The sequence below is a fragment of the Microvirga lotononidis genome (assembly GCF_034627025.1).
In the GTDB taxonomy this organism is placed as follows: domain Bacteria; phylum Pseudomonadota; class Alphaproteobacteria; order Rhizobiales; family Beijerinckiaceae; genus Microvirga; species Microvirga lotononidis.
The window spans coordinates 402,957-424,918 of the sequence record NZ_CP141049.1 but is presented as its reverse complement, the minus strand read 5'-3'; the positions used below and the strand labels follow the sequence as shown (position 1 = coordinate 424,918).

Annotated in this window: 19 protein-coding genes and 1 pseudogene; 11 read left to right on the top strand and 9 right to left on the bottom strand. The window is 59.8% G+C overall.

Features of this window, described 5'->3' with window-relative positions; translation table 11 throughout:
* Positions 1 to 68: 68 nt before the first annotated feature.
* A complete protein-coding gene (locus tag U0023_RS25465; RefSeq protein ID WP_009762460.1) occupies positions 69 to 1,088 on the bottom strand; it encodes an ABC transporter substrate-binding protein in 1,020 nt (339 codons plus the stop codon).
* 117 nt (positions 1,089 to 1,205) lie between these two features.
* Between U0023_RS25465 and U0023_RS25460 the strand changes: the two genes are divergently transcribed.
* The 5 genes and pseudogenes from U0023_RS25460 (at position 1,206) to U0023_RS25440 (ending at position 6,008) form a co-directional block, all read left to right on the top strand.
* On the top strand, positions 1,206 to 2,171 hold the full coding sequence (locus U0023_RS25460) for a MurR/RpiR family transcriptional regulator (RefSeq protein ID WP_040638582.1): 966 nt from the start codon (positions 1,206 to 1,208) through the stop codon (positions 2,169 to 2,171).
* Between the two features lie 53 nt (positions 2,172 to 2,224).
* Positions 2,225 to 2,636 (top strand): annotated as a pseudogene (locus U0023_RS25455) (transposase); the annotation flags it as partial.
* A 653-nt stretch (positions 2,637 to 3,289) separates the two neighbouring features.
* Complete coding sequence (gcvA, locus tag U0023_RS25450; RefSeq protein WP_009762458.1) at positions 3,290 to 4,207, top strand: transcriptional regulator GcvA; 918 nt, start codon at positions 3,290 to 3,292, stop codon at positions 4,205 to 4,207.
* Positions 4,208 to 4,389: 182 nt separating this feature from the next.
* Complete coding sequence (locus U0023_RS25445; RefSeq protein WP_245272952.1) at positions 4,390 to 5,559, top strand: MFS transporter; 1,170 nt, start codon at positions 4,390 to 4,392, stop codon at positions 5,557 to 5,559.
* A 23-nt stretch (positions 5,560 to 5,582) separates the two neighbouring features.
* Positions 5,583 to 6,008 (top strand): GFA family protein, encoded by a 426-nt coding sequence (locus tag U0023_RS25440; RefSeq protein ID WP_083861412.1) that lies wholly within the window; start codon positions 5,583 to 5,585, stop codon positions 6,006 to 6,008.
* 170 nt (positions 6,009 to 6,178) lie between these two features.
* On the opposite strand, the gene U0023_RS25435 is transcribed toward U0023_RS25440, so the two are convergent.
* Positions 6,179 to 7,051, bottom strand: a complete 873-nt coding sequence (locus U0023_RS25435; protein WP_009762455.1) for a LysR family transcriptional regulator — start codon at positions 7,049 to 7,051, stop codon at positions 6,179 to 6,181.
* Between the two features lie 147 nt (positions 7,052 to 7,198).
* Between U0023_RS25435 and U0023_RS25430 the strand changes: the two genes are divergently transcribed.
* Genes U0023_RS25430 through argH form a run of 5 tightly spaced genes read left to right on the top strand, consistent with a single transcriptional unit; the run spans position 7,199 to position 13,878 of the window.
* Positions 7,199 to 8,284: an ABC transporter ATP-binding protein gene (locus U0023_RS25430; protein WP_009762454.1), complete on the top strand. Its 1,086-nt coding sequence runs from the start codon at positions 7,199 to 7,201 to the stop codon at positions 8,282 to 8,284.
* The gene (locus tag U0023_RS25425; RefSeq protein WP_009762453.1) at positions 8,281 to 10,071 is read left to right on the top strand and encodes an ABC transporter permease subunit; all 1,791 of its coding nucleotides are present in this window, start codon (positions 8,281 to 8,283) and stop codon (positions 10,069 to 10,071) included. The genes U0023_RS25430 and U0023_RS25425 overlap by 4 nt, the downstream gene beginning before the upstream one ends.
* Positions 10,072 to 10,110: 39 nt before the next feature.
* On the top strand, positions 10,111 to 11,196 hold the full coding sequence (locus tag U0023_RS25420) for an ABC transporter substrate-binding protein (RefSeq protein ID WP_009762452.1): 1,086 nt from the start codon (positions 10,111 to 10,113) through the stop codon (positions 11,194 to 11,196).
* A gap of 13 nt (positions 11,197 to 11,209) precedes the next feature.
* Positions 11,210 to 12,328: a mandelate racemase/muconate lactonizing enzyme family protein gene (locus tag U0023_RS25415; protein WP_009762451.1), complete on the top strand. Its 1,119-nt coding sequence runs from the start codon at positions 11,210 to 11,212 to the stop codon at positions 12,326 to 12,328.
* 38 nt (positions 12,329 to 12,366) lie between these two features.
* Positions 12,367 to 13,878, top strand: a complete 1,512-nt coding sequence (gene argH, locus U0023_RS25410) for an argininosuccinate lyase (RefSeq protein ID WP_154661073.1) — start codon at positions 12,367 to 12,369, stop codon at positions 13,876 to 13,878.
* Positions 13,879 to 14,383: 505 nt separating this feature from the next.
* Here argH and U0023_RS25405 read toward each other — a convergent pair.
* The 4 genes from U0023_RS25405 to pgi form a co-directional block, all read right to left on the bottom strand.
* Positions 14,384 to 14,926, bottom strand: coding sequence for a carboxymuconolactone decarboxylase family protein (locus U0023_RS25405; RefSeq protein ID WP_009762449.1), 543 nt, complete (start codon positions 14,924 to 14,926; stop codon positions 14,384 to 14,386).
* 8 nt (positions 14,927 to 14,934) lie between these two features.
* Positions 14,935 to 15,489: a peroxiredoxin gene (locus U0023_RS25400; RefSeq protein WP_009762448.1), complete on the bottom strand. Its 555-nt coding sequence runs from the start codon at positions 15,487 to 15,489 to the stop codon at positions 14,935 to 14,937.
* A 58-nt stretch (positions 15,490 to 15,547) separates the two neighbouring features.
* Positions 15,548 to 15,886, bottom strand: coding sequence for an HAD family hydrolase (locus U0023_RS25395; protein ID WP_009762447.1), 339 nt, complete (start codon positions 15,884 to 15,886; stop codon positions 15,548 to 15,550).
* A gap of 77 nt (positions 15,887 to 15,963) precedes the next feature.
* On the bottom strand, positions 15,964 to 17,616 hold the full coding sequence (gene pgi, locus U0023_RS25390; protein ID WP_009762446.1) for a glucose-6-phosphate isomerase: 1,653 nt from the start codon (positions 17,614 to 17,616) through the stop codon (positions 15,964 to 15,966).
* A gap of 425 nt (positions 17,617 to 18,041) precedes the next feature.
* Here pgi and U0023_RS25385 point away from each other — a divergent pair, with 425 nt between their 5' ends.
* Entirely contained in the window at positions 18,042 to 18,899 is an 858-nt protein-coding gene (locus tag U0023_RS25385; protein WP_009762445.1) for an SIS domain-containing protein, read from the top strand.
* Between the two features lie 275 nt (positions 18,900 to 19,174).
* Here the strand turns inward: U0023_RS25385 and U0023_RS25380 are convergent, their stop codons facing one another.
* The 3 genes from U0023_RS25380 to edd form a co-directional block, all read right to left on the bottom strand.
* On the bottom strand, positions 19,175 to 19,327 hold the full coding sequence (locus U0023_RS25380) for a hypothetical protein (protein WP_009762443.1): 153 nt from the start codon (positions 19,325 to 19,327) through the stop codon (positions 19,175 to 19,177).
* 101 nt (positions 19,328 to 19,428) lie between these two features.
* Positions 19,429 to 20,076 (bottom strand): bifunctional 4-hydroxy-2-oxoglutarate aldolase/2-dehydro-3-deoxy-phosphogluconate aldolase, encoded by a 648-nt coding sequence (locus U0023_RS25375; RefSeq protein ID WP_009762442.1) that lies wholly within the window; start codon positions 20,074 to 20,076, stop codon positions 19,429 to 19,431.
* A gap of 44 nt (positions 20,077 to 20,120) precedes the next feature.
* Positions 20,121 to 21,956: a phosphogluconate dehydratase gene (gene edd / locus U0023_RS25370; protein WP_009762441.1), complete on the bottom strand. Its 1,836-nt coding sequence runs from the start codon at positions 21,954 to 21,956 to the stop codon at positions 20,121 to 20,123.
* Between the last annotated feature and the right edge of the window lie 6 nt (positions 21,957 to 21,962).

The following is a 21,962-nucleotide window of genomic DNA, read 5'->3' as shown; positions in this document are numbered from 1 at the left end:
CGAGAATATCGACAGCGTCCGGTACGCCTGTGTGAGTTGCAGCCGAGATAGTCATTACTGTGTGAACCTCACAGGCTTTGATGTGCTTCAGAGACGATCGTGAAGTCAGCCAATTTGTCGACATCTGGCAGGTTCGTCCGCCCTGTCGCACGTGCAGCGGCGTACATGGGCCCGCTCATGATCTCGCGATCAAGAGCCAGCCGGAGCTTACCTTGCTCGTCGTACCGTGTGAGGGGGATCTGCAACTCATTCTGACGGATCTGCTGTTTCAAATCCAATCCGAAATCGGCTCCATACTTCTCGGCGGCCAGATGGGCCGCTATAGCCGGATCCTTTTCGTTTTCTTGCCAACCCTGAATGATGCCACGTAAGTAGCCGACGACGGCAGGCCGATTGCGGTCGAGATAGGCGCGTGTCGTCATCAGGACCGCTCCATAGGTGCGGAACCCGAGGTCGTCAAAGCTGACGAAATGGAAGTCCTTCCCCCACTTCAGCCCCATCTGCTCCAGAGTGATCGTCTGGTTCACGCCGAAGGCGGTGTATCCGTCCCCTTCTCCGGCTAGGAGCGGTTCCGGGGAGAAGCCAGCGGGCACTTGTGTCCATTGGACCGGGAGGCCCGCCAACGACAGGGTTGCGTCGATCGCCGTCTTCTCGTTCGGCCCTTGCGCAAGGACTTTGGCACCGGCCAGATCCCGAGGCTTGAGAATAGGCTTTTTGGCAAGCGAGATGATGCCGAGTGGGTTCTTGGGAAAGACCGCCCCGATCATGACGAGGTCGTTGCCCTTGGCGACGGCGTCAAGCAATGGGAACCACGTGCTGTAGCCGAGATCCGCCTTGCCAGCGGCCAGGACCACTGGGGCCGGGAGTGCATTCGGCCCACCTGGATACCATTCGACGCTGACACCATGCTTTGCGAAGAGGTCGCGCTCGAGACTGATCCATTCACCCGCATACTGGACGTTTGGAATCCAACCGATTTGCACCCGAACCTTGGCAGCAGACTGAGCCGAAGCTTGACTGCTTGCGTAGGGTAGGACAGCGCCGGAAAGCGCCATCATCTTCAAAAAGGTCCGGCGATCCTGGTTCACGGCGAGCCTCCTAATCTTCAGGCCAAAGCGTCGGAAAGAATTGTTACAAACAGATGCTAGCACATGTTACAATTGATACAATTGACCAAGCGGTGAAAATTTGGGCAAGATCGCTTTATGAGTGCTAAAAGTCAGGCCACCTTGCCGGTGTCGGAGCGAATTCGGCGTCATTATCCTGATATGACGGGAGCGCTCAGGACATTCGCAGACTTTGTATTGGCCGAACCCGTACAAGCGGCACGTATGAGTATCCACACAGCTGTTCAGGCAGTGGGGGTCTCAGTTGCGACAGCAAACCGGTTTGCCCGCGCCATCGGCTTCGGCGGCTACGCCGAGTTCAGGGATGAGCTGATCAAAGGCTTCGAAACGGCACTGGAACCAGTCAACCGGCTTGAGCAGCAAATCTCAAAAACATCGACTACCCTAGAGGTCTTCCAGGCCTCTCTGAATGAAGATGTTCGTAACGTCCAAAGGACTCTGGAGGCCTTGAATGCGGATAGCTGTGCCCGGGCTGTTGATCTCGTTCTCTCGGCTAGGCGCATCTACGTGCTTGGGTTTGACAATGCCGCAAGCCTAGGATCCGTGCTGGCGAATGGTCTTGGGCAATTTAGAGACGATGTGCGCAGCGTGTCGAACACGGAAGGCGCTTTCGGTGGGGCGCGTCATCTGTCTCACTTCGATGCATCCGATCTTGTCATCGCAATCGCCTTCCCTCGGTACATCAAGGATACTATCGAGCTCGCGCGCCTCGCGAAGTTGCGACGCGTTCCGATTCTGGCGGTAACTGATAGTCATCAGTCTCCTCTCGCAGCAATCGCTGATACGAGCCTTTACGCCTGCTCCGAGCGGCAACTCTCCTCCGTTTCCAATGCCAGCGCCTTGGCCATCATTGAGGCACTGGTGGCTGCTGTGGCACACTCCGCGCCGAGTTCTGTCCGTCGGGCTGAGGAGTTTACATCACTGGTCCTTCCTTGGCTGGAGGTTGGGCCATCAAAGGAACGGACAAGCAAACCAATCCGTGCGAAACTTGCCTCGCCTCCCTCGAGGATGGGCCGCCCGACTCGAAAAAGCAAAGCCCCTTAACTCTATAATAAAGGTCTAACTGTCTGGATGAACCCTGCTTAAGGTCACGGCAATTGGGGCGGGATGATCTCTGCTCTCAAACCTGCCCCTCCGATGTCTCTGATGAGGAATGGGCGCTGGCGGTGCCGCACCTGATACTCCTGCCCAAAGATGCCGGCCAGCGGGAGCACTCCCGGCACGAGGTGTTCAATGGCCTACACTACATCGTCAAGACGGGAGAACTTGGCACTGGATGCCAGAGGTAGCCGTTGATCAGCAGGCACAACGCTGGCTCAACGCCGGCTGCTTTGAGGAGCAGGCGCACGATCCTCGCGCCATGCTGCGCCTCGCGGCTGGACGCACCGAGGAGCGCTCGGCCGCCGTGCTCGACAGCCCACCTTATGCTCCATGCCCGAGAGCGGCGCTCGGGCCAGCTATGATGGCGCCAAGCGCAAGAAGGGCTCCAAGCTGCACCTGGCGGTGGACGCTGATCGAGGGTCAAACTTGGAAGCCAATTGACAGGTCTCATCAACCGCATGCACTTGGAAGATGTGTTTGACGAGATCCAGGCCGACTGTGGTAATCTGCATGGCGGACGCTCCCTCTCCTTGTGGCCCTCTCCACGACGACCACCCTTTGGCACTTTGATGCCGGTGAGCAGCGAGCGTCCACTCTAGCAACTTGAGCAAATCAGGACTGGTTGAGGACGTAACGACGAAACCTAAGTTATTGAAAGTACGTCCTGGACCTTGGGTCAGGATCCTTCAAAGCAGGGCAAATCCGGTCAAGTTGACAATGCGCGCGGATGTGCCATTTCCGGAAGTTCCCGGATTCCAAGTTCGCCGGTGCCGGTCAAACGGGCATGGCTCGAGACCGTCGTCTTACCTTTCCCGACCCAAGCTTGTGGCCGGACACCGCGAACCGAGTCTGGAGGATCTTCACGAGACCCTCTGATGCGAACGCAGAAGGACCTCTGTCCTTGCGGACACCCATCAGGGCCGTGTCCGCCTTGACCTCTCGAACCCGGTGCCAGTCATCTTACCTGCCAGCGGCTTCAGTCTCTTCTGAGGATGGATGTCGCCATTGCATCATGAGCCGGGGCTCATATGATCCCCGGCGACCACGGAGCAGAGGGATCCATGAAGGAACTGCCGCCTACCCCTACGCTAAGGGCCTTCGAGGCCGCGGCACGCCATAACACCTTCACGGCCGCGGCCGCCGAACTGAATGTCACCCAAAGTGCCGTCAGCCATCAGATCCAGTATCTCGAAGCGTTCTGGGGCATGAGGTTGTTCGAGCGAGGAAAGGCCCTGAGGCTGACTGCGGCAGGCGATGCGCTGGCGCCAATCATCCGTCAGTTCCTGGTCAGCCTGGATGCCACGCTGACGGATTTGCGTCTCCGTCGCGAACGAACCCCCTTGCGAATTAGTCTTACCCAATCCTTCGCATCCCGCTGGCTTCTTCCGCGGTTGCCGGACTTCGAGGTATGCCACCCCGAACTCCAGCTTTGCATCGACGAGACTACGGACCGCCTCATCGATTTCGGCCCAAAAGATGCGGACGTCGGCATCCGGTATGGCACTGGCCAGTACGGGGGACTCTATACCGAACAGCTCCTACGCGAATACCTGTTTCCGGTTGCCAGCCCGAGCCTCCTGGCCAAACTTGGAGTGCCCGATATTCCCGCGGACCTCCTGCGCTATCCGCTTCTGTTCAGGGGAGGATCGGACCTGATCCCGAAGTGGCAAGCCTGGTTCGAACGTGCCGGGGTCAATATGTCCCTTGCTCCGGGCGGTACACTCTACCCTGACGCCAACATGACGATCGAGGCTGCCTTGGCTGGATATGGGGTTGCCCTTGTTCGGAGTGCCCACGTCGAAACGGAGCTTAAGGATGGGCGGCTCATCCGCCTTCTCAGCGTGCGCTACCCATCACCCCTTGCATACTACTTCGTCTGCCCGAAGGGACGGGAGCAACTCCCGGCCATCTCGTCGTTCCGGCAATGGATCGTCCGGATGGCACAGCAAGCGCAGGCCATTTATGACCATGAGCAGTGATCATGAGTGTTCGCTCATGAAGGAATGAGGATCCTTTGTTTGACGGAGGATCCGAGCCCCCTTTATTCCGAACCGAGACGGGCCCTCGATCGAATGAGTGCCTGCTACGAGTGGAGCGCGGCGCCAGGATGCTCAAGACGGATTCGGCCCTGGGCCGGCAGGAAGCACGGACAACATGTACCATGCGTCAGCGACGCGATCTCGCCGGTGCTTGCCTCGCCCATACGCTCCATGACGGCTATTCGGACCTGATCTACGCCCTGCTTCCCATCTGGCAGAGGGAGTTCGGCCTCTCCTATGCAGGCATGGCGATCATGCGGGTGCTGTACTTCGGTACGATGGGCGCCCTCCAGGTGCCCGGCGACAGATGGCTTGGGGTGACCAGCGCACGCGTGGCCTTGGCACTTGCCACTCTCGTCGCGGCACTCGGATATCTGGTTGCCGCCGTCCCGGGCGGGCTGAGTGTCTTAGGGATCGGACTTGCCCTCGCAGGCATCGGGTCCAGCATCCAGCACCCGCGGGCGTCCGTGCTCGTAACCGACGCCTATGGCGATAAGGCGAAAGGCCCGCTGGGGATCTACAATTTCGCAGGAGACCTGGGGAAGGCCATCCTTCCGGCTCTTGTCGCTCTCCTGCTTCCGATCCTGGCATGGCGGTCGGTCGTGGCACTGGTGGCACTCCTCGGACTATTGGTGGCGGGGGCGCTGCTGTTGCTGATCCCGCGGCAGGCTCAGGCTCCTGGCTTCTACGATGCGAAAGCCAGGAAGCATGGTGGGAGTGGCAAGGGATTCACCTTGCTCCTGACGATCGGGGCTCTCGATTCAGCTCCCCGCATGGGCTATCTGTTGTTCCTGCCGTTCCTCATCCATGACAAGGGCGGAGCCGAGGCGACGGTCGGCCTCGCCCTGGCTCTGATCTTCATCGGCGGAGCATTGGGCAAGGCGGTCTGCGGCTGGCTCGGACAGCGCCTCGGCGTTGTGGTGAGCGTGGTGGTAACCGAAGCGGCCACCACCCTGTTGATGATCACGACACTGCTTCTTCCTCTCGATGCGACGCTTGTCCTGCTGCCGTTGCTTGGCATCGTCCTGAATGGCACGTCGTCGGTGCTCTATGGAACCGTTCCCGACTTGGCTCCAAAGGGTGACATAGGACGGGCGTTTGCCCTGTTCTACACAGGTGTCGTCATCATGGGCGCTGTCGCGCCGATCGCCTACGGGCTGATTGCCGATCGGACGAGTACAGCCAACGGGATATGGGCATCGGCCCTCACGGCAGCCATGATCATTCCCCTTGTTCTTGCGTTGCGTCTAGCGCTGGCTCGATCCGCTGACCATGATCAAGCGCAAGTGTGATCGGAATAGGAGATACAAGGCGCATGGCAGGCGACCCGAATGTTCATACTGGCCAATGCCATTGCGGCGCGGTGCGTTTCGAAGCAACGCTGAGCGACGGCTTCAATTCGATCCGCCGCTGCAATTGTTCTTACTGCCGAATGCGAGGCGCCGTAGTGGTCATGGCCGAGATGGGTGGCGTCAGGATCCTGGAAGGGGAGGATGCACTGACAACCTACCGCTTCCATACCGGATCAGCCCAGCACTTCTTCTGTTCGCGTTGCGGGATTTACACTCATCATCAACGACGGTCTGACCAGAACCTGTATGCTGTGAACGTGGCTTGTCTGGAAGGGATAAGCCCATTCGATTTCTCGGAGGTGTCTGTCATGGATGGTGTCAATCATACAAACGACACTGGCAAGCCAACCCGCCGTGCAGGAACCCTTCGCTTCATCCCAAACGCCTAGCCAACCGATGATGCGATCCCCGACCGGTTTGCTGAACTGTGCGAGAATCGGTCTATCCCAAAATCGTGAGAGGATGCTGTTTCGGAAATCTGATGACGTGTCTGAAAGAAGGGCCCTATCAAAGGTTCAAGGTGGGTCAACCCTATCATTCCAGAGCTGAGTTCCCCACCTCAGAAGCTCTGGCATAGTTTCTGCGCACGTTCCGCAACTGCCATTCCAACCCGGCCTACCGAGTCCAAGTGATACGCGGCGCAGAATTCATAGTCGGGAAGCTTCACCTCGCACCTGAGCCGTCTCAGGCCTCGATCCGACACGAGACAGGCCGTGCTAATCACTCCGATCGCATTACTTGCTACCAAGGTACGGATCATCACCTCCGTCGAACTGCATGAATTGAGCCTCACGGGCCAAAGGCCACTCATCCGGAAAAGCTCCTCGATCGTGGTATAGGTTGCAGAGTCCCGCGCATATGTGATGATCGGGAATGGTGCGATTTGGTCGAGGGTGAGAATGCCTTTCGGAAGCTTGGTCCTCTCACCAGCAACCCAAGCACTCTCATAGGTCTTCAAGGGTAGGTTCCTTATACCTTTCTCGTGAACCGGCCCCATGAGGAAGGCCACGTCAATCTCACCGGAGAGGAGCCGCTCCCTCAGATTGCGCGTGGTGTCCGTGATGATCTCGAAGGTCAGGTGCTGGAGCCCGTTGATGATTTCTGCGACCAGCTCCGACAGCCACGAGTTGGCGATCGTATCGGTCGTGCCGATGCGGACCTTCTGGTGAGAGCGGGTTTCACCAAGAGCCGTCGCCTTCAGGCGATAGGACATGTCGATGATTTGTTCCGCGTAATGCAACAGCTCAAGGCCTGGGCCCGTCAACTGGATCTTGCTTCCTGACCGATCAAATAGTGGCGTGCCGAGCTCCTGTTCAAGAGCATTCAGCCTGAGCGAGATCGCCGGCTGGGTGATGTTGAGCCTGTTCGCCGCTGCACTGAAGTTTCGCAATGTTGCAATGGATACGAACGCCTCGAGCTGCTTGAGCTCCATGTCAGCCTCTCATTTGTAATTTTAATCAACCCATCAAAGTTAAATCAATTGGACAAATAACGGCAACCTTCAATAATTTCCTTCGAAAGGCTTCGTAAGAAACGAAAATACGGGAACATGAAATTGGCGCCACGGCATCCAGACCGCATGAAGGTCAGACTAACTGGGTTGAGAAAAAGCTATGGTGAGGTTCATGCGCTTCGCGATACCTCACTCACGGTGCCGGCAGGGGAATTCCTGACTCTTCTCGGACCTTCGGGCTCAGGTAAGACCACCCTTCTCATGATGCTGGCCGGCCTCATCGTCCCAGATGCCGGAGAGGTCTGGATTGACGGGAAGGACGCCACATTCGAACCCGTCTTCAAGCGCGACATCGGGATGGTGTTCCAGAACTACGCCTTGTTCCCGCATCTGACGGTGTACGAGAACATAGCATTTCCCCTTCGCATGCGGCGCATGTCCGAAGCCGGCATCCGCGAGAAGGTTGAGCGTATCCTCGAGATAGTGCGCCTGCCTCAAGTGGCCCAGCGCCTGCCACGTGAGCTGTCCGGCGGTCAACAGCAGCGGATCGCCTTGGCCCGCTGCGCTGTCTACGAGCCCTCCATCATTCTCATGGACGAACCCCTCGGGGCTCTTGACAAGAAGCTCCGTGATCACATGCAGCTTGAGATCAAGCGCCTTCATACCGAGCTGGGCGCAACGATCCTATACGTGACCCACGACCAGGAAGAGGCGATGGCGATGTCTGATCGCATATGCCTGATGAATAATGGTCGCATCGAGCAACTGGGCACTCCCGCCGACCTGTATTTCCGCCCAATCAGCGTCTTCGCGGCAGACTTTCTGGGAGGCTCCAACATCTTCAAGGCCACGGTCTCTGATGTCGGAGTGAACGTCTGCCTAAGAGGGCCAGGCGACTCTAGCGTCAAGGCCGATGCCCTGGGCTCGCTGACGGTGGGCCAAGCCGTGGACGTGATGGTACGTCCAGAGCATATCCGGCTGCTTGCCAACGGCGACACCAGCGACAACGCGGTTTCGGGCATCCTGGAGCAAAGCATCATGGTCGGGCCGGTCACGCGGTACTATGGTCGGTTGTCAGACGGAACTTCCATAGGGGCGATGCACCTGACCCGGAGCCCCCACCGCGCGGCCCAGCCCGGAGATGCGGTCCGCTTCGGCTGGTCCCAGGAGCACACCGTGGTCATCCAACACGCGGCAGCGGTGTCGCTATGAAAGGAACTGCGACAGGCCTAACCCAACGCCTGCACCAATGGGTACGCGGCTGGGGCGTCCTCCCGGCTCTCGTCCTTCTCGTGACGGTCTTCCTCATTCCCGTATCGCAACTGCTCAGGCTCAGCCTCATAGACGACACCGGGCAGCTATCCTCCGAACACTATCTTAGGCTCTTCGAGAGCGGCCTTTATTTTCGGGTTCTGGGTAGTACGTTCAACATCTCCCTATGGACAGCCGTCGTCTGTCTCATTGCGGGCTATCCTGTTGCCTACCTCCTTGCGACGACCACCGGGCGGGCCCGGAGCAGCCTGGTCCTATGGGTCCTCATGCCCTTCTGGACAAGCGTGCTGGTCCGCAGCTTCGCATGGATCGTCATCCTCGGGCGACAAGGCCTTCTCAACCAGATCCTGACAACCCTCGGGTTGACGGATGCTCCCTTGGAGCTGATCTACAATTTTGCGAGCGTAATCGTAGGCATGTCTCATGCCATGATGCCACTTGCCATTCTGACGATGCTTGCCGTGATGCAGAACATCGACAGGAACCTGCACCGGGCTGCCGCGACATTGGGCGCCCGCGGATCCCACATCTTCTGGAGGATATACTTCCCGCTGTCCCTTCCGGGCGTTGCGGCAGCAGGTCTTCTCGTCTTCATCACTTCGCTTGGCTTCTTCGTAACCCCGACCTTGCTGGGGAGCCCGAGGGAGACGATGCTGGCCCAGGTCATCGTGGTGCAGATCGACGAGATGCTTGACTGGGGGTTTGCCGGTGCTGTTGCCGTCCTACTGCTTGTTGCGTCGATCGCGGTTTTCTACGTCTTCGATCTCGTTCTGGGAATGACGGCTCTGACAGGGGACATCAAGGCCACGAATTCAAGGAGAGGCGGGTCTCTGAACCGCGCTGGCGCCAGGTTCGGATACCTCATCACGGCGGCCCTCGGTTGGATCGGCGCCTATGCAGGGGAGCTGTACGACCGGCTCCCCGGACGGGGCAAGGTCCAGGCCCCCGAGCGGCCCCGTGTCGTTCTCTGGGCGACAGTCATGGCCGTCGTCATCTTCCTGGCCGCCCCGTCATTCTTCCTCGTACCGATTTCCTTCTCGGGGAGCTCGTTCTTCGAGTGGCCGCCACGGGGGTTTTCCCTGCGATGGTATGAAGCTCTCTTCGCATCACCACTCTGGCAGCAGGCCATGATCCGGTCCGTATGGGTCGGCCTATGCACTGCGGTCTTGTCGGTCATCATCGGAACGCCAGCCGCATTCGCGCTGTCCCGGCAGAAGATCCCCGCCAAGTCCCTGGTGATGGCCTTCATCCTCATGCCAATGGTGATGCCGCACATCATCGTCGCCCTCGCGCTCTTCTATGCCTTCGCGAGGGTCGGATTGGTCGGAACCTCATTCGGCTTGATCCTCGGTCACACAATCTTTTCCCTCCCCTATGCCATCGTGACGATCATGGCGGTGCTAAGGAACTACGACATTCGCCTCGACCACGCGGCGTGGACCCTTGGAGCGACCCGGCTCACGACCTTCAGGCGAGTGACTCTGCCGATCATCCGGACAGGCATGATCACAGCCTTCCTGTTTTCCTTCGTCAAATCCTTCGATGAGCTGACTGTCGCGCTGTTCATCAGCGGTGGTACGTCCACGACCCTGCCGCGGCAGATGTGGGCCGATGCCCTCATGAACGTCAGCCCGACCCTTGCGGCCGTTTCGACACTGATCCTGGCCCTCGTGACAGTCGTCATCATCTGCGGCGAAGCGATCGGGCGCAGGAAGAAGAGCTACTGATCAGTTTGAGTTCCACCCCAGAACCAGAGAGGGAATAGAATGTTCGTCAAGGATCGCATCACCCGCCGGACGATGCTCAAGTCGCTATCCGTGGGCACGGCCGGCATCATGATGCCGGCCATCTGGCAACGCAGCGAAGCGGCACAGACGTTGACCGTATCCGACCCCGGTGGCGTGTATACGACCGCCTGGACCGAAGCTTACTACGAGCCCTTCAAGAAGGAGACGGGCATCACCATCATTCCGGTGGTGCGGCGATCGAATCCATCCGCCGAGTTCAAGGCGCAGGTTGAGACGAACAATTACAACTGGGACGTGAGCGGAGGTATCAATTCGGACGTTGCCGACCTGCTCGTCGCCTCAAAACTGGTGGATCCGCTCGACCTAACGGGCCCGGACATGACGGCGATCCCAGCCGACATGAAGAATGAATTCTACTTTGCGGACAGTGTAGTGACGTTCGTGCTGGCTTATCGCACGGACAGGTTTAAGGAGTCCCTGACCTCTTTCGCCGATCTCTGGGACGTGAACAAATTCGCCGGACGCAGGGCCATGCGAAAGCTCGCCCGCGACATGATCGAGATCGCCTTGCGGGCAGATGGTGTCCCGGGCGGTGCGGAGATCTACAAGGTCCTTGAAGCACCCGGTGGCTGGGACCGGGCGTTCAAGAAACTGGACGAGATCAAGCCTCAAGTGAAGGTCTGGTGGGACTCGGCCGCGCAGAGTGCCCAGCTCCTGCAAAACGGTGAGGTCGACATCTGCCCAACCTTCAACGCAAGAGCGCAATCCGCCGCGGAGGCTGGTGCACCGGTCGCGGTCACATGGAACGGCGGCTTTTATAGCGCCACTGGCTGGTGCATCCCAAAGAGGGCGCCCAAGGCCGACCTTGCGCGCCAGTTCATCAAGTTCTGCGCCCGCCCGGATCGGCAGGCGGCCTTCACGACCAAGCTACCCAACGGCCCGTCCAATCCGGAGGCGTACAAGTTCATCGATCAGAAGATCGCAGTCCAACTGCCGACCTTCCCTGAAAACCTCAAGCAGACCACTCGGGTCGACGACACCTTCTGGGGCAAGAACAAGGCGCTGTCCGACAAGAAGTTTAACGAGTGGGTTCTGCGGGGATGAAGGAGTTTCGGACGTGAGAATCACAAATGTCGAGTTACGCCAGATCAAAGCCGACCTGCCCTCCACGTTCAGCGGAGGGACCTACACTCTTGCGGCGCGCACCGCCTTGCTGTGCCGCATCACGACGGACCAAGGCTTGGGAAGCGTTGTCTGCGTCGGCAATGAGTCCGGATACAGCTCTTATCTGAAATCTCTTGTCCGGGGTGCGTTCAAAGACCTTCTGGTCGGCGCAGATCCCCTTCGCGGCGAGTGGCTGTGGCAGCGGATGCTTGATCATGACAAGGCATACATCGACCGCGCATCGCTCATGATGGCGGTCGCCACCGTTGACGCCGCTCTTTGGGATCTCAAGGGTCAGATCACGGGTCTGCCTGTCTGGCGTCTCCTCGGTGGCGTGAGTGCAAAGGTGCCGGTGATCGGCATCGGGGGCTACTACGAGACAAGTCGCGACGAGGACGGCATCAGACGCGAGATCCGCAGCTATCGGGAGCAGGGCCTCGCAGGGATCAAGTTCAAGGTCGGCGCCTTGTCCATCGAGGAAGACGCCGAGCGGGTTCGGATCGCTCGGGATGAGGCAGGGCCCAGGTTCGCGATCGTCGCGGATTCCAACATGGCCTGGACGCCGGATGAAGCCGTGCGGTTCGCCAGGCTTATTGAACCCCATGATATCGCATGGCTCGAGGAGCCGACCCGTCCGCGCAACTTCGTAAGAGCGTTGCGAGAGGTGAGGTGGAAGACAGGGATGCGGATCGGAGCCGGGCAATCCGAGGTATCGGTCTTCGATGCCTATCATCTGATCCAGTCGGAAGCTGTCGATGTCATCAACGTGACCTACAACCGCGGCGGCGGCATCACGGGCTGGGTGAAGCTCGCAGGTGCCGCGTCCTTCTCGGACATCCGAATGGGTCAGGTCGGCGAGCCCCACATCAGCATGCACATGATGGCAGGGATCTCGAATCCCACCTATGTGGAATGTTACCCCGACCCGCATCGGGACCCACTCTGGGCGGAACTCTACATTGACCGCCCGGAACCTAAGAACGGCTTCATCACGGTTCCCGACAGGCCAGGCCTTGGCTTGATCCTCAATCCGGAGGCGGTTGAGCGTCTCGCGATCGAGCCTTGGTCGTGATCTGGTCGAGCCACTCTCACATGCAATCGGATCACCATATGCAGAACTTTCACGTTTCCGCGGGAGACCGCCCAGAGGCACGCCTCGACTCCTTGCCCGCGAAGGAGCTGCTGTCCTTCTTTGAGGCCCCTCATCTTGAGCGGGAAAAGCGCCAGTTTCAGTATTTCATCAGGGTCGACCTCGCTCATACGGTCATGCTAGGCGAGCGGGAGATCCTGACAGGCGCTCAGACCCGCAGCATCCTAGAGACCTTAAAGGAGATCGAAACTGTCGGTCCGGAGGGAATCCCGATGGATCCTACGCATGGTAGTTTGTTGTTTCAGATCGAGCGTTACCTGATCTCGCGGGTCGGCGAGCATACCGGGGGACGGATGCACATCGGCCGGAGCAGATTGGATCAGGGCCCGACGGCCCGGCGTCTGTACAAGCGTTCGGAGCTCCTCCTGGTGATGGACGGTATTGGCAAGCTCCGGGCCAATCTGCTGGACTTGGCTGGCAAGCACCATGAAACCATCATGCCGGGATATACCTGTCTCCAGCATGCTCATCCCGGAGTCTTCGGGCAATATCTCCTCGGTTTCTGCAACAAGCTCGGGGACGATTTCGACAGATTGGCGGCCTCGTACGGACGCTTGAACCTCAATCCTCTCGGCGGTGCAGGCCTATCGGGGACCTCCTGGCCGATCGATCGCAGCCGGACGACCGAACTTCTCGGGTTCGACGGTTTGGTCAAGAATTCCAGGCTGGCGCGCGAGGCCTATTATGCGGCCGAAGTTGCTTCGAGTCTCTCGTTCCTGATGTCGACCCTCAACGATCTGGCAACCGATCTCCACCTCTGGTCCAGCTATGAGTTCGGCTTCATCGAAACCGCGGATGAATTATGCGGCACGAGCAGCATTTTTCCCCAGAAGAAGAACCCCACAGCCCTTGAGGCGGTGAAGTTTGCGGCCGGAGAAGCCGTGACTTGGCTTTCCACGGCGCTCGCCACTTTCCGGGCAGAGGGCACGGGCGATGTCGTGATGCGCGAGCTTCCTCTCCTGGATCGGGCATTCGTCGCCGCCTCGGGATCTCTGGCACTGATGTCGGCTGTGATCCAGACGCTTCGTGTCGATGAAGCTCGCATGAAGCGGTTGGCGGCCGCAAATTGGTCGACAGCTACCGACCTGGCTGATGAGATTGTCAGGCGGCGCGATATTTCCTTCCGCGAGGCGCACAACATCGTTGCTCGGCTCGTTCGGATAGCAACGATGACAAACCTTCAACCGGCCGATCTCACGGGCTCCTTGCTGGACGAAGCTGCCGATGAACTGAAGTTGCGGCCGCCGAGACTCGATGACGAAACTGTCTTTCGCGCGTTCGACGTAGATACCTTCGTACGAAGCCGTGTTTCGACCGGGAGCGTCCACCCGGGCCAAGTTTCGGCTCTGCAAGAGGACGAGGCTAACTCTCTGCTTGCCGGAAATGCCTGGCTAGATGACAGGCGCAAGAAACTTGCTGAAGCCGAGCATGAGCTGAAACGCTCAGTCAATCGTTTCATCGCCGCTGCGTGATGGCCACACGGTCGGTGTCGCTCCTCTTCCGCGTGAGCGATGCAATACCAACCACTCGCGTAATCTCATTAAGCTTCTGATCGCAGGGCCGGAGCTCCCGCCCTGCTCTGGATACCATGAACGCGGGATGCCACCTGGCCATTTCATCGGCGGGTAACTTGAAGCCGAAGACGGCGACGTTTTCAGTCGCTCGGCGTACTCGGCCGTCAGCAGCCCTGCTTAGGCTATGCACGAAAAAGCCGGGCCATAGGCCCGGCATAAAGTTGAGGTCCGGCAAAAATCGTCAAAACCTTCCAGAGGGAACGGCCCGACACGACAGCGCAGGGAGGAAAAAAGCGCTGCCACCTTGAAATCGGCCAATGCTCATATTGGCTGCATTCGACCTATTTGCAATGTAATAGGCCTCCTGAAGGGCTCGCGCTGAGTGCACGCTCTCTGTCCTAGAAGGATCACATAGCACGCTTTCGAGTGAGCCGTCCTGAGGCCTCCTCGATGAAGCGATCTACTACGCTGCGACCAGACGCGATAGCCCTGCAGCTTCCAGGGCAACTGCAGCTGACTGGATAACGGCTGCGAAGCGAACGGCTGTGTGGACCTCGGCCGCACCGACGCCGGCTTCTCGCAAGACCTTCTCGTGGCTGTCTATGCACAGGCCGCAGCCATTAATGGCCGAGACAGCAAGCGACCAAAGCTCGAAATCGATCTTGTCGACGCCGGGATTGGCGATGACATTCATCCGCAACCGCGCCGGCATCGAACCGTATTCCTTGTTCGAGGCCAGATGCACGAAACGATAATAGACATTGTTCATCGCCATGATCGATGCAGCGGCGCGCGCCGCATCGAGCGCCTCGGACGAAAGGCGGGCTCTCGCCTCCACTTCCAATGCACTTGCGACGACCGGGTTGCGGGTCGCAAGCCCGCAGGCAATGAGGAGACCGTACTTCCGCTGGTCCGACATCGTCTCGTCGGACGCTAGCGAAGACAGGTTCAGACGCACGTCTTTCGCGAATGCCGGCAGTTTTTCCTTGAGGCTCTCGATGGACATGGCGTGCCTCAGGCGGCTTTCAGCGTGTCACCGCCGACCTCGCGGTTGCACGGGCAGAGCTCATCGGTCTGCAAGGCGTCGAGGACGCGCAGGGTGTCCTTGGGATTGCGGCCCACGTTTAGATTGGTCGCATAGACGTGCTGGATCGTGTTGTCCGGATCCACGACGAAGGTGTAGCGATAAGCCACTCCGTCCGGCGAGCGCACGCCCAGGCCGTCGACCAGCGAGCCGTTGGTGTCGGCGAACTGCCAAATGGCAAGCCGATCGAGGTCCTTGTGGTCACGACGCCAGGCGAGCTTGACGAACTCGTTGTCGGTGGAGCCGCCGAGGACAACGGCATCGCGATCAGCGAATTCGCTCGACAGGCGAGCGAACTCGGCGATCTCGGTGGGGCATACGAACGTGAAGTCCTTCGGATAGAAGAAGATGACTTTCCACTTTCCGGGGAAGCTTGCTTCGGTGATCGTCTCGAAAGCACTCTCGCCGTTTTCAGCATGAACGTTGAACTTCGGCTTCACGCCGGTCACCGAGAACGCGGGCAGCTTCTGTCCAATACCAATCATCTGAACTCTCCTGCAGTAAGAACTCTCGGTGCACTGATGCAAAACTCATGCACAAAGGTCAATGGGACAAGACGGATGCAGGCGCAAAAAATGTGGTACAAACCGGCCCCAGTGCACCGGGCCGTGCCGCGATTTCCGCCGCATGGGCGGTGCAATAGCTGTATTTCAGCCGGCGCCATTCATTCAAACTCACGGAAATGCCGAAACTCTGGCGGCATTTCTTGTATACGACCGTAGCCGACTGGCCAACGATCTCTTGATGAAACTCATTGGACGCCTCGACGCCTTCTGTATACAGGGCAAGACGCAGAACGCGAAAGTTTATAGATTCACTCAATAGCAGAGTGCCATCGATGCCCCACAGGACAGCCCGAGCCGATGTTGTCTGCGTCCGCATTCGTCTGTGGGCTCGTTCGTCATAAGGCCAGTCCTCGCTGAGCTGTGGCTCAGATTGCTAGCTACGATGCGCCTCGCCTAAAGGGAGTGCCCTTGCCGCAGCCATTTCACGTACTTGATCAGACCGTTTGTCGAGCTGTCGTGATCTAGCACCGTCGCATCGGTTTGAAGCTCCGGCAGGATTCGTGAAGCCAGCTCCTTGCCGAGCTCGACTCCCCACTGGTCGTAACTGTTGATCTCCCAGATGATGCCCTGGACGAAGATCTTGTGTTCATAGAGAGCAATCAAAGAGCCAAGCCGATGCGGTGTGAGCTTCCGATACAGCAGCGACGTCGTCGGCCGGTTCCCTTCAAAAACCTTGTGGGGCATGAGTGTCCTAAGGGCTTCCTCCGACAACCCTTCCTTCGCGAGTTCGTCCCTCACCTCATCCTTGGCCTTGCCGAAGGCGAGAGCCTCCGTCTGCGCCAGAAAATTGGCTAGCAGTTTGTCATGGTGGTCGCTCAGCGGCGTTTGGCTCTCGACCGCGGCCAGAAAATCCGCCGGGATTAGCTCCGTGCCTTGGTGCAGAAGCTGAAAGAACGCGTGTTGTCCGTTGGTGCCCGGCTCGCCCCAGATTACCGGGCCTGTGGCATAATCTACCCGGTTGCCGTCACGGCGCACGGACTTGCCGTTGCTCTCCATGTCACCCTGCTGGAAGTAGGCAGCAAACCGGCTCAAATGCTGATCGTACGGGAGCAGGGCCAGGGTCGAGGCACCCAGGAAGTTGCGGTACCAGACCCCAAGGAGACCCATGATAACAGGCATGTTCTGGTTGAGCGGAGCGCTCTGGAAATGCTCATCCATCTCGTGGGCGCCTTCGAGCAGCTCACGAAAGCGTTCAAACCCAACGGCGAGCACGATCGGCAGGCCGACCGCAGACCACAAGCTATAGCGGCCACCGACCCAGTCCCAGAACTCGAACATGTTGGCCGGGTCAATGCCAAACCGTGCCACCTCGGGAGCATTGGTCGAGACCGCCACGAAGTGCTTGGCCACCGCGTCCTCACCGAGGGCTTCGGTCAGCCAGCCCCGCGCACTCGCAGCGTTGGTCATCGTCTCCTGGGTCGTGAAAGTTTTAGAGGCGACAATGAAGAGGGTGCGGGCTGGATTAAGGCCCGCGAGAGTGTGAGTGAGATGTGCACCATCCACATTGGAGACGAAGTACGGCCGCAGGTCCGGCCGCTGATACGGCTTCAGGGCTTCGCAGACCATGACCGGCCCAAGGTCGGATCCCCCGATGCCGATGTTGACTACATCTGTGATTGTCTCGCCTGTGGAGCCGCGCCAGGCACCGTTTCTGACCTGCTCCGAAAAGAGGTGCATCTTCGCCAGTACAGCGTCAATGCTTGGCATGACATCGGAGCCGTCGACGAGGATCGGACGGCCGGAGCGATTGCGCAGGGCCACATGCAGAACAGCGCGCTTCTCGGTGGCATTGATTTTGCTACCTGTGAACATCCGGTCACGCCAGCCCTCTACATCCGCGGATCGGGCCAGTTCGAGCAGGAGCTCCATTGTCTCGGCTGTGATCCGATGCTTGGAGTAATCGAGCAGAAGATCGCCGAGGCGAAGCGAAAAACGGCTGAAGCGTTCCGGCTCCCGGGCAAACAGCTCACGCAGGTGGTGCCGTCCAGTACTTCTGGAATGCGCCTTGAGCGCTTGCCAAGCCGGTGACGCGGTCAGTGCCGTCATGGGACTCCCCTCCCTAGTTCGTTATCATTCTGCTACTTCCTCAGGTCGAGCCGGGGAGCGATAGAACCCGCGGGCGACGGTCATAGCCACCGTGGCTGTGACGCTGGCTGAAGATCCTCGAGGCTTGTTTCCCATATCCCTAAATTTGTCCTGAATGAGCCAGTGTTACTCTCGAAGCTTGGTCCATTGGTTGGCTGGATGGACTGCTGGTAGGGCTGTTCGCAGTATCACCATTGCGTCCTCAACGATAATTGTCTTGAGCATGTGACCGCAATCCTGGGGCTCGGCTCATCATTGTCGGGTACAACCCCGCTAAGTGCCTGCAGTAAGTGTAACTTTGACTGGCTGGCTCCTAGGATGATGAATATATCTGACTGATGGCCCCTGCCCTCTGGTAAGCCGCCATCGGTCAACTGGATGCCACAATGGATCAAAGCCCTCTTGGCCTTCTTGCTCAGCTCGAGGCTGCCCGCAACAACCTGAGCCGGTCGGAAGCTCGCGTCGCCGACTACGTATTGAGCGCTCCGCAGAGCGTGCTGGAGCTCTCGATCGAGGCTCTGAGCACAGCTGCCGGGGTTAGCGAGCCGACGGTGGCGCGGTTTTGCAAGTCGGTTGGGTTTTCTGGGTGGAAAGACTTCAAGATCCAGATGGCGCGCAGCCTGGGCGGAGGCATACCTATTGTTCATCAGGACGTCAGGGCCGATGACCCGATCGGGGTCGCCGCCGCGAAGGTCGTAGACCGGTCTGTCAGTGCCCTGATCGCCCTGCGCGATCGCCTCGACAGTGGCATCCTGAAATCCGCGGTCGGCATCCTGACCCGCGCGGCTCGCATCGAATTCTATGGTCAGGGCAGTTCGGGAATTGTAGCGCTTGACGCCCAGCATAAGTTTTTTCGGCTCGGGATCCCGACCGTCGCATATTCGGATCCCCATGTTCATGCCATGTCGGCCGCGCTCCTGGGTCCTTCGGACGTGGTTGTCGCCATTTCGGCGGGAGGGCGAACGCTCGACCTTATCAGGTCGGTCGAGATTGCACGTGCGGCGGGCGCTCAGGTCATCGGTATCACAACCGGCGGGTCGCCTCTGACGCGCCATTGCGGTGTAACCTTGTCCACCGACGTTCACGACGACGAGACGATGTACGCATCGATGACCTCCCGCCTGACCCATCTGGCTATCATTGACATCCTGGCTGTGCTGGTGGCCCTCGAGCGGGGGCCGGAGCAAATCCGGTCGCTCGAGCGAGGCAAGAAGAGCGTGCGGGAAAAGCGCTCCGCCACCTAACATACCGTTATGCCTCATCCAGCATATTGGTGCTGGACCCTGATACGATGAAGTGCCCGCGATCGATCAGACGGCCATCGTGAACGAACTTGGACCAGCCATTCTGTTGAATGGGCTTCTCAGAGTCTAAGGCTTGATAGCTCTCGTAACGGGCGACCAAGTGACTGTCGGCGGTATACTCGCGATGCTCCCAGTGCACCTCCATCACGACGCCCCTGCGGCAAAGCCTTTTGACCTGCTCAAGGGAATGAGGAGGTACGATATGGAACGCGTGCTCAAAGCATAACATCAGCAAAATCCGGAGCGCGCAGCAATGTCGCAATTAGATCATCAGCCGCGGACGTTGTGAGCCCCCACGCCACGGCCTTGGCATCAACGTAGATCGTAAATGTCCCGTCCTGGGTGGCCATCTTGGTGATGCTCAACATCAATCATGCTCCTCTGTGAACTGTGGTCGGGCAACATTCCGCAGGTCGAGTGACGAACCGCATGAGCGATTGTCGCAGGGAAGCTGCTTCAAGGCATGGTGTCACTGTGGATTCTGCTCTCTGAGGCTCAGTGTCGTCCTAGCCAACTCGGTGATCCGGTTCCAGTCACTCTGACGGATGGCGTCACGCGGCGTCAGCCACGATCCGCCCACGCAGACCACATTCGGCAAGGCAAGATAGCGCTTGGCTTTTTCTTGATCGATCCCACCGGTCGGACAAAAGCGGGCGGTCGGCAGCGGCGCAGCCAGGGAGCTCAACAGGGCCGCACCACCCACGGCCTCCGCTGGAAACAGCTTCATGTGGGTGTAGCCGCGCTCCAGGACCGCCATGACGTCGCTGGCGGTGGTTGTCCCCGGCAGCAGCGGCACGGGTGAGCCCGCTGCTGCGTCGAGGAGAGCCGGTGTGGCTCCCGGGCTGACCGCAAAGGCGGCCTCGAGATTCGCAACCGCATCCAGTTGGTCCGGAGTCAGCACGGTTCCCGCGCCCACGATGGCTTCCGGCACCTCGGCCTGGATGCGGCGGATGGCTTCAAAGGCAGCCTCGGTTCGGAGCGTCACCTCCAGCACCCGCACGCCACCGGCCAAAAGGGCTCTGGCGAGCGGCACGGCATTGGCGACGTCCTCGATCTGGATCACCGGAATTACAGGCGCCTGGCTCAGGATTGTTGCAAGCGGACCGGCCTTCGACATCGTGGGTCTCTCGTTCGGCAAGCGTTGGGGTTGATGGTGCGGGCTCAAGCGGCGTCCGACCACAGGCTGGCGGCGCCGAGGTCGGCCGGGCCGACCGTTACGCGGAACGTCGAGAACAGATCGCGCCCCAGCGACAGCCCGCCCGCCGCGTTTGAGCGCACCGGCAGGCGCGTGGCCAATGTCTCTGTATCCGCCGCCACCTCGAGGCGGCCTGCCGAGGCGTCGATGGTGATCACGTCTCCATTGCGGATCAGGCCGATCACGCCACCGCTCTGCGCCTCCGGCGTCACGTGGAGCGCGCTCAGGATCTTGCCTGATGCACCCGATAGACGGCCGTCCGTCAGCAGCGCCACTCGGATGCCGCGGCTTTCCAGCACGCTCAAGGCAGGCATGAGCCCATGGAGTTCCGGCATACCATTTGCCTTCGGGCCCTGCTGGCGCACCACCACGACGGTATCATTGTCGAACTGGTTGGCTTTGAACGCGTCGAGGAACTCCTCCTGGCTCTCGAAGACGCGCGCAGGCGCCGTCAGCGACCGCCGCTCCGGCTGCACTGCGGAGGTCTTGACCACTGCCCGACCGAGATTGCCAGAGATGAGAGCCAGCCCCCCTGTGACCTGAAACGGCTCGTCGATAGGTCGCAGGATCGACGGCTCGGGCGACTCATCCGTCACATCCCTATAGGCGAGCCGACCATCGTCGAGCCAAGGCTCGCGGGCATAGACCGCAAGGTCATTGCCGGCCACGGTCTCGATATCGCGGAACAGAAGCCCGCCGCGCAGCAATTCGCGGATCACGAAGGCGATGCCGCCGGCCGCGTGGAACTGGTTCACGTCCGCCGGACCATTGGGGTAGATCCGGGTGAGGAGTGGCACAACCGTCGCGAGATCGGAGAAGTCCTCCCAGGTGATCACGAGCCCGGCTGCGCGCGCCATAGCCACGAGATGAAGCAGGTGGTTCGTGGAACCGCCGGTGGCGTGCAGGCCCACAATGGCGTTTACGAACGCTTTCGGACCCAGACGCTCACCGATGCCGCGCACGCCCTCGGGCGCCCGAGCCGCCTCCACGGACAGGCGCACGGCTTCGCGGGTGAGCGCCTCGCGCAGTGGCGTTCCGGGTGGGACGAAGGCCGATCCGGGCACGTGCAAGCCCATGATCTCCATCATCATCTGGTTCGAGTTGGCCGTGCCGTAGAACGTACAGGTCCCGGGCGCGTGATAGCTCTTCATCTCCGAGGCGAGCAGCGCATCGCGCCCGACTTCACCGGTGGCATAGGCCTGGCGCACGCGCGTCTTCTCGTCGTTCGAGAGCCCCGTCGGCATGGGGCCCGCCGGCACGAAAATCGTCGGCAGATGACCGAAGGAGAGCGCTCCCATGACGAGGCCCGGCACGATTTTGTCGCAGACGCCGAGCATGAGCGCGGCATCGAACACGTTGTGCGAGAGCGAGATCGCCGCTGACATCGCAATCACGTCGCGAGAGAAGAGGGACAGTTCCATGCCCGGCTGGCCTTGGGTGACGCCGTCGCACATGGCAGGCACGCCGCCGGCCACCTGGGCAGTGGCACCGAGCCCGCTCGCCGCCTCCTTAATCAGGTCTGGATAGGCAGCGAAGGGCTGATGCGCCGAGAGCATGTCGTTATAGGCGGTGACGATGCCTAGGTTCGGCGCACTGCCCGTGGCAACCGGCATCTTCTCGTGAGCCGAGCAGGCTGCCGCCGCATGAGCAAGATTTCCGCAGGAGAGTTTGCGCCGGGGTGGATGGCTGCGGCGAACCTCTTCGATCCGCGCGAGGTACTCGCGCCGGAGTTCGCGCGAGCGAAGGGTGATGCGGGCAGCGACGTCCTCAAGGACTTGTACGGTGGGCGCAAACGACCTCATGGCAAC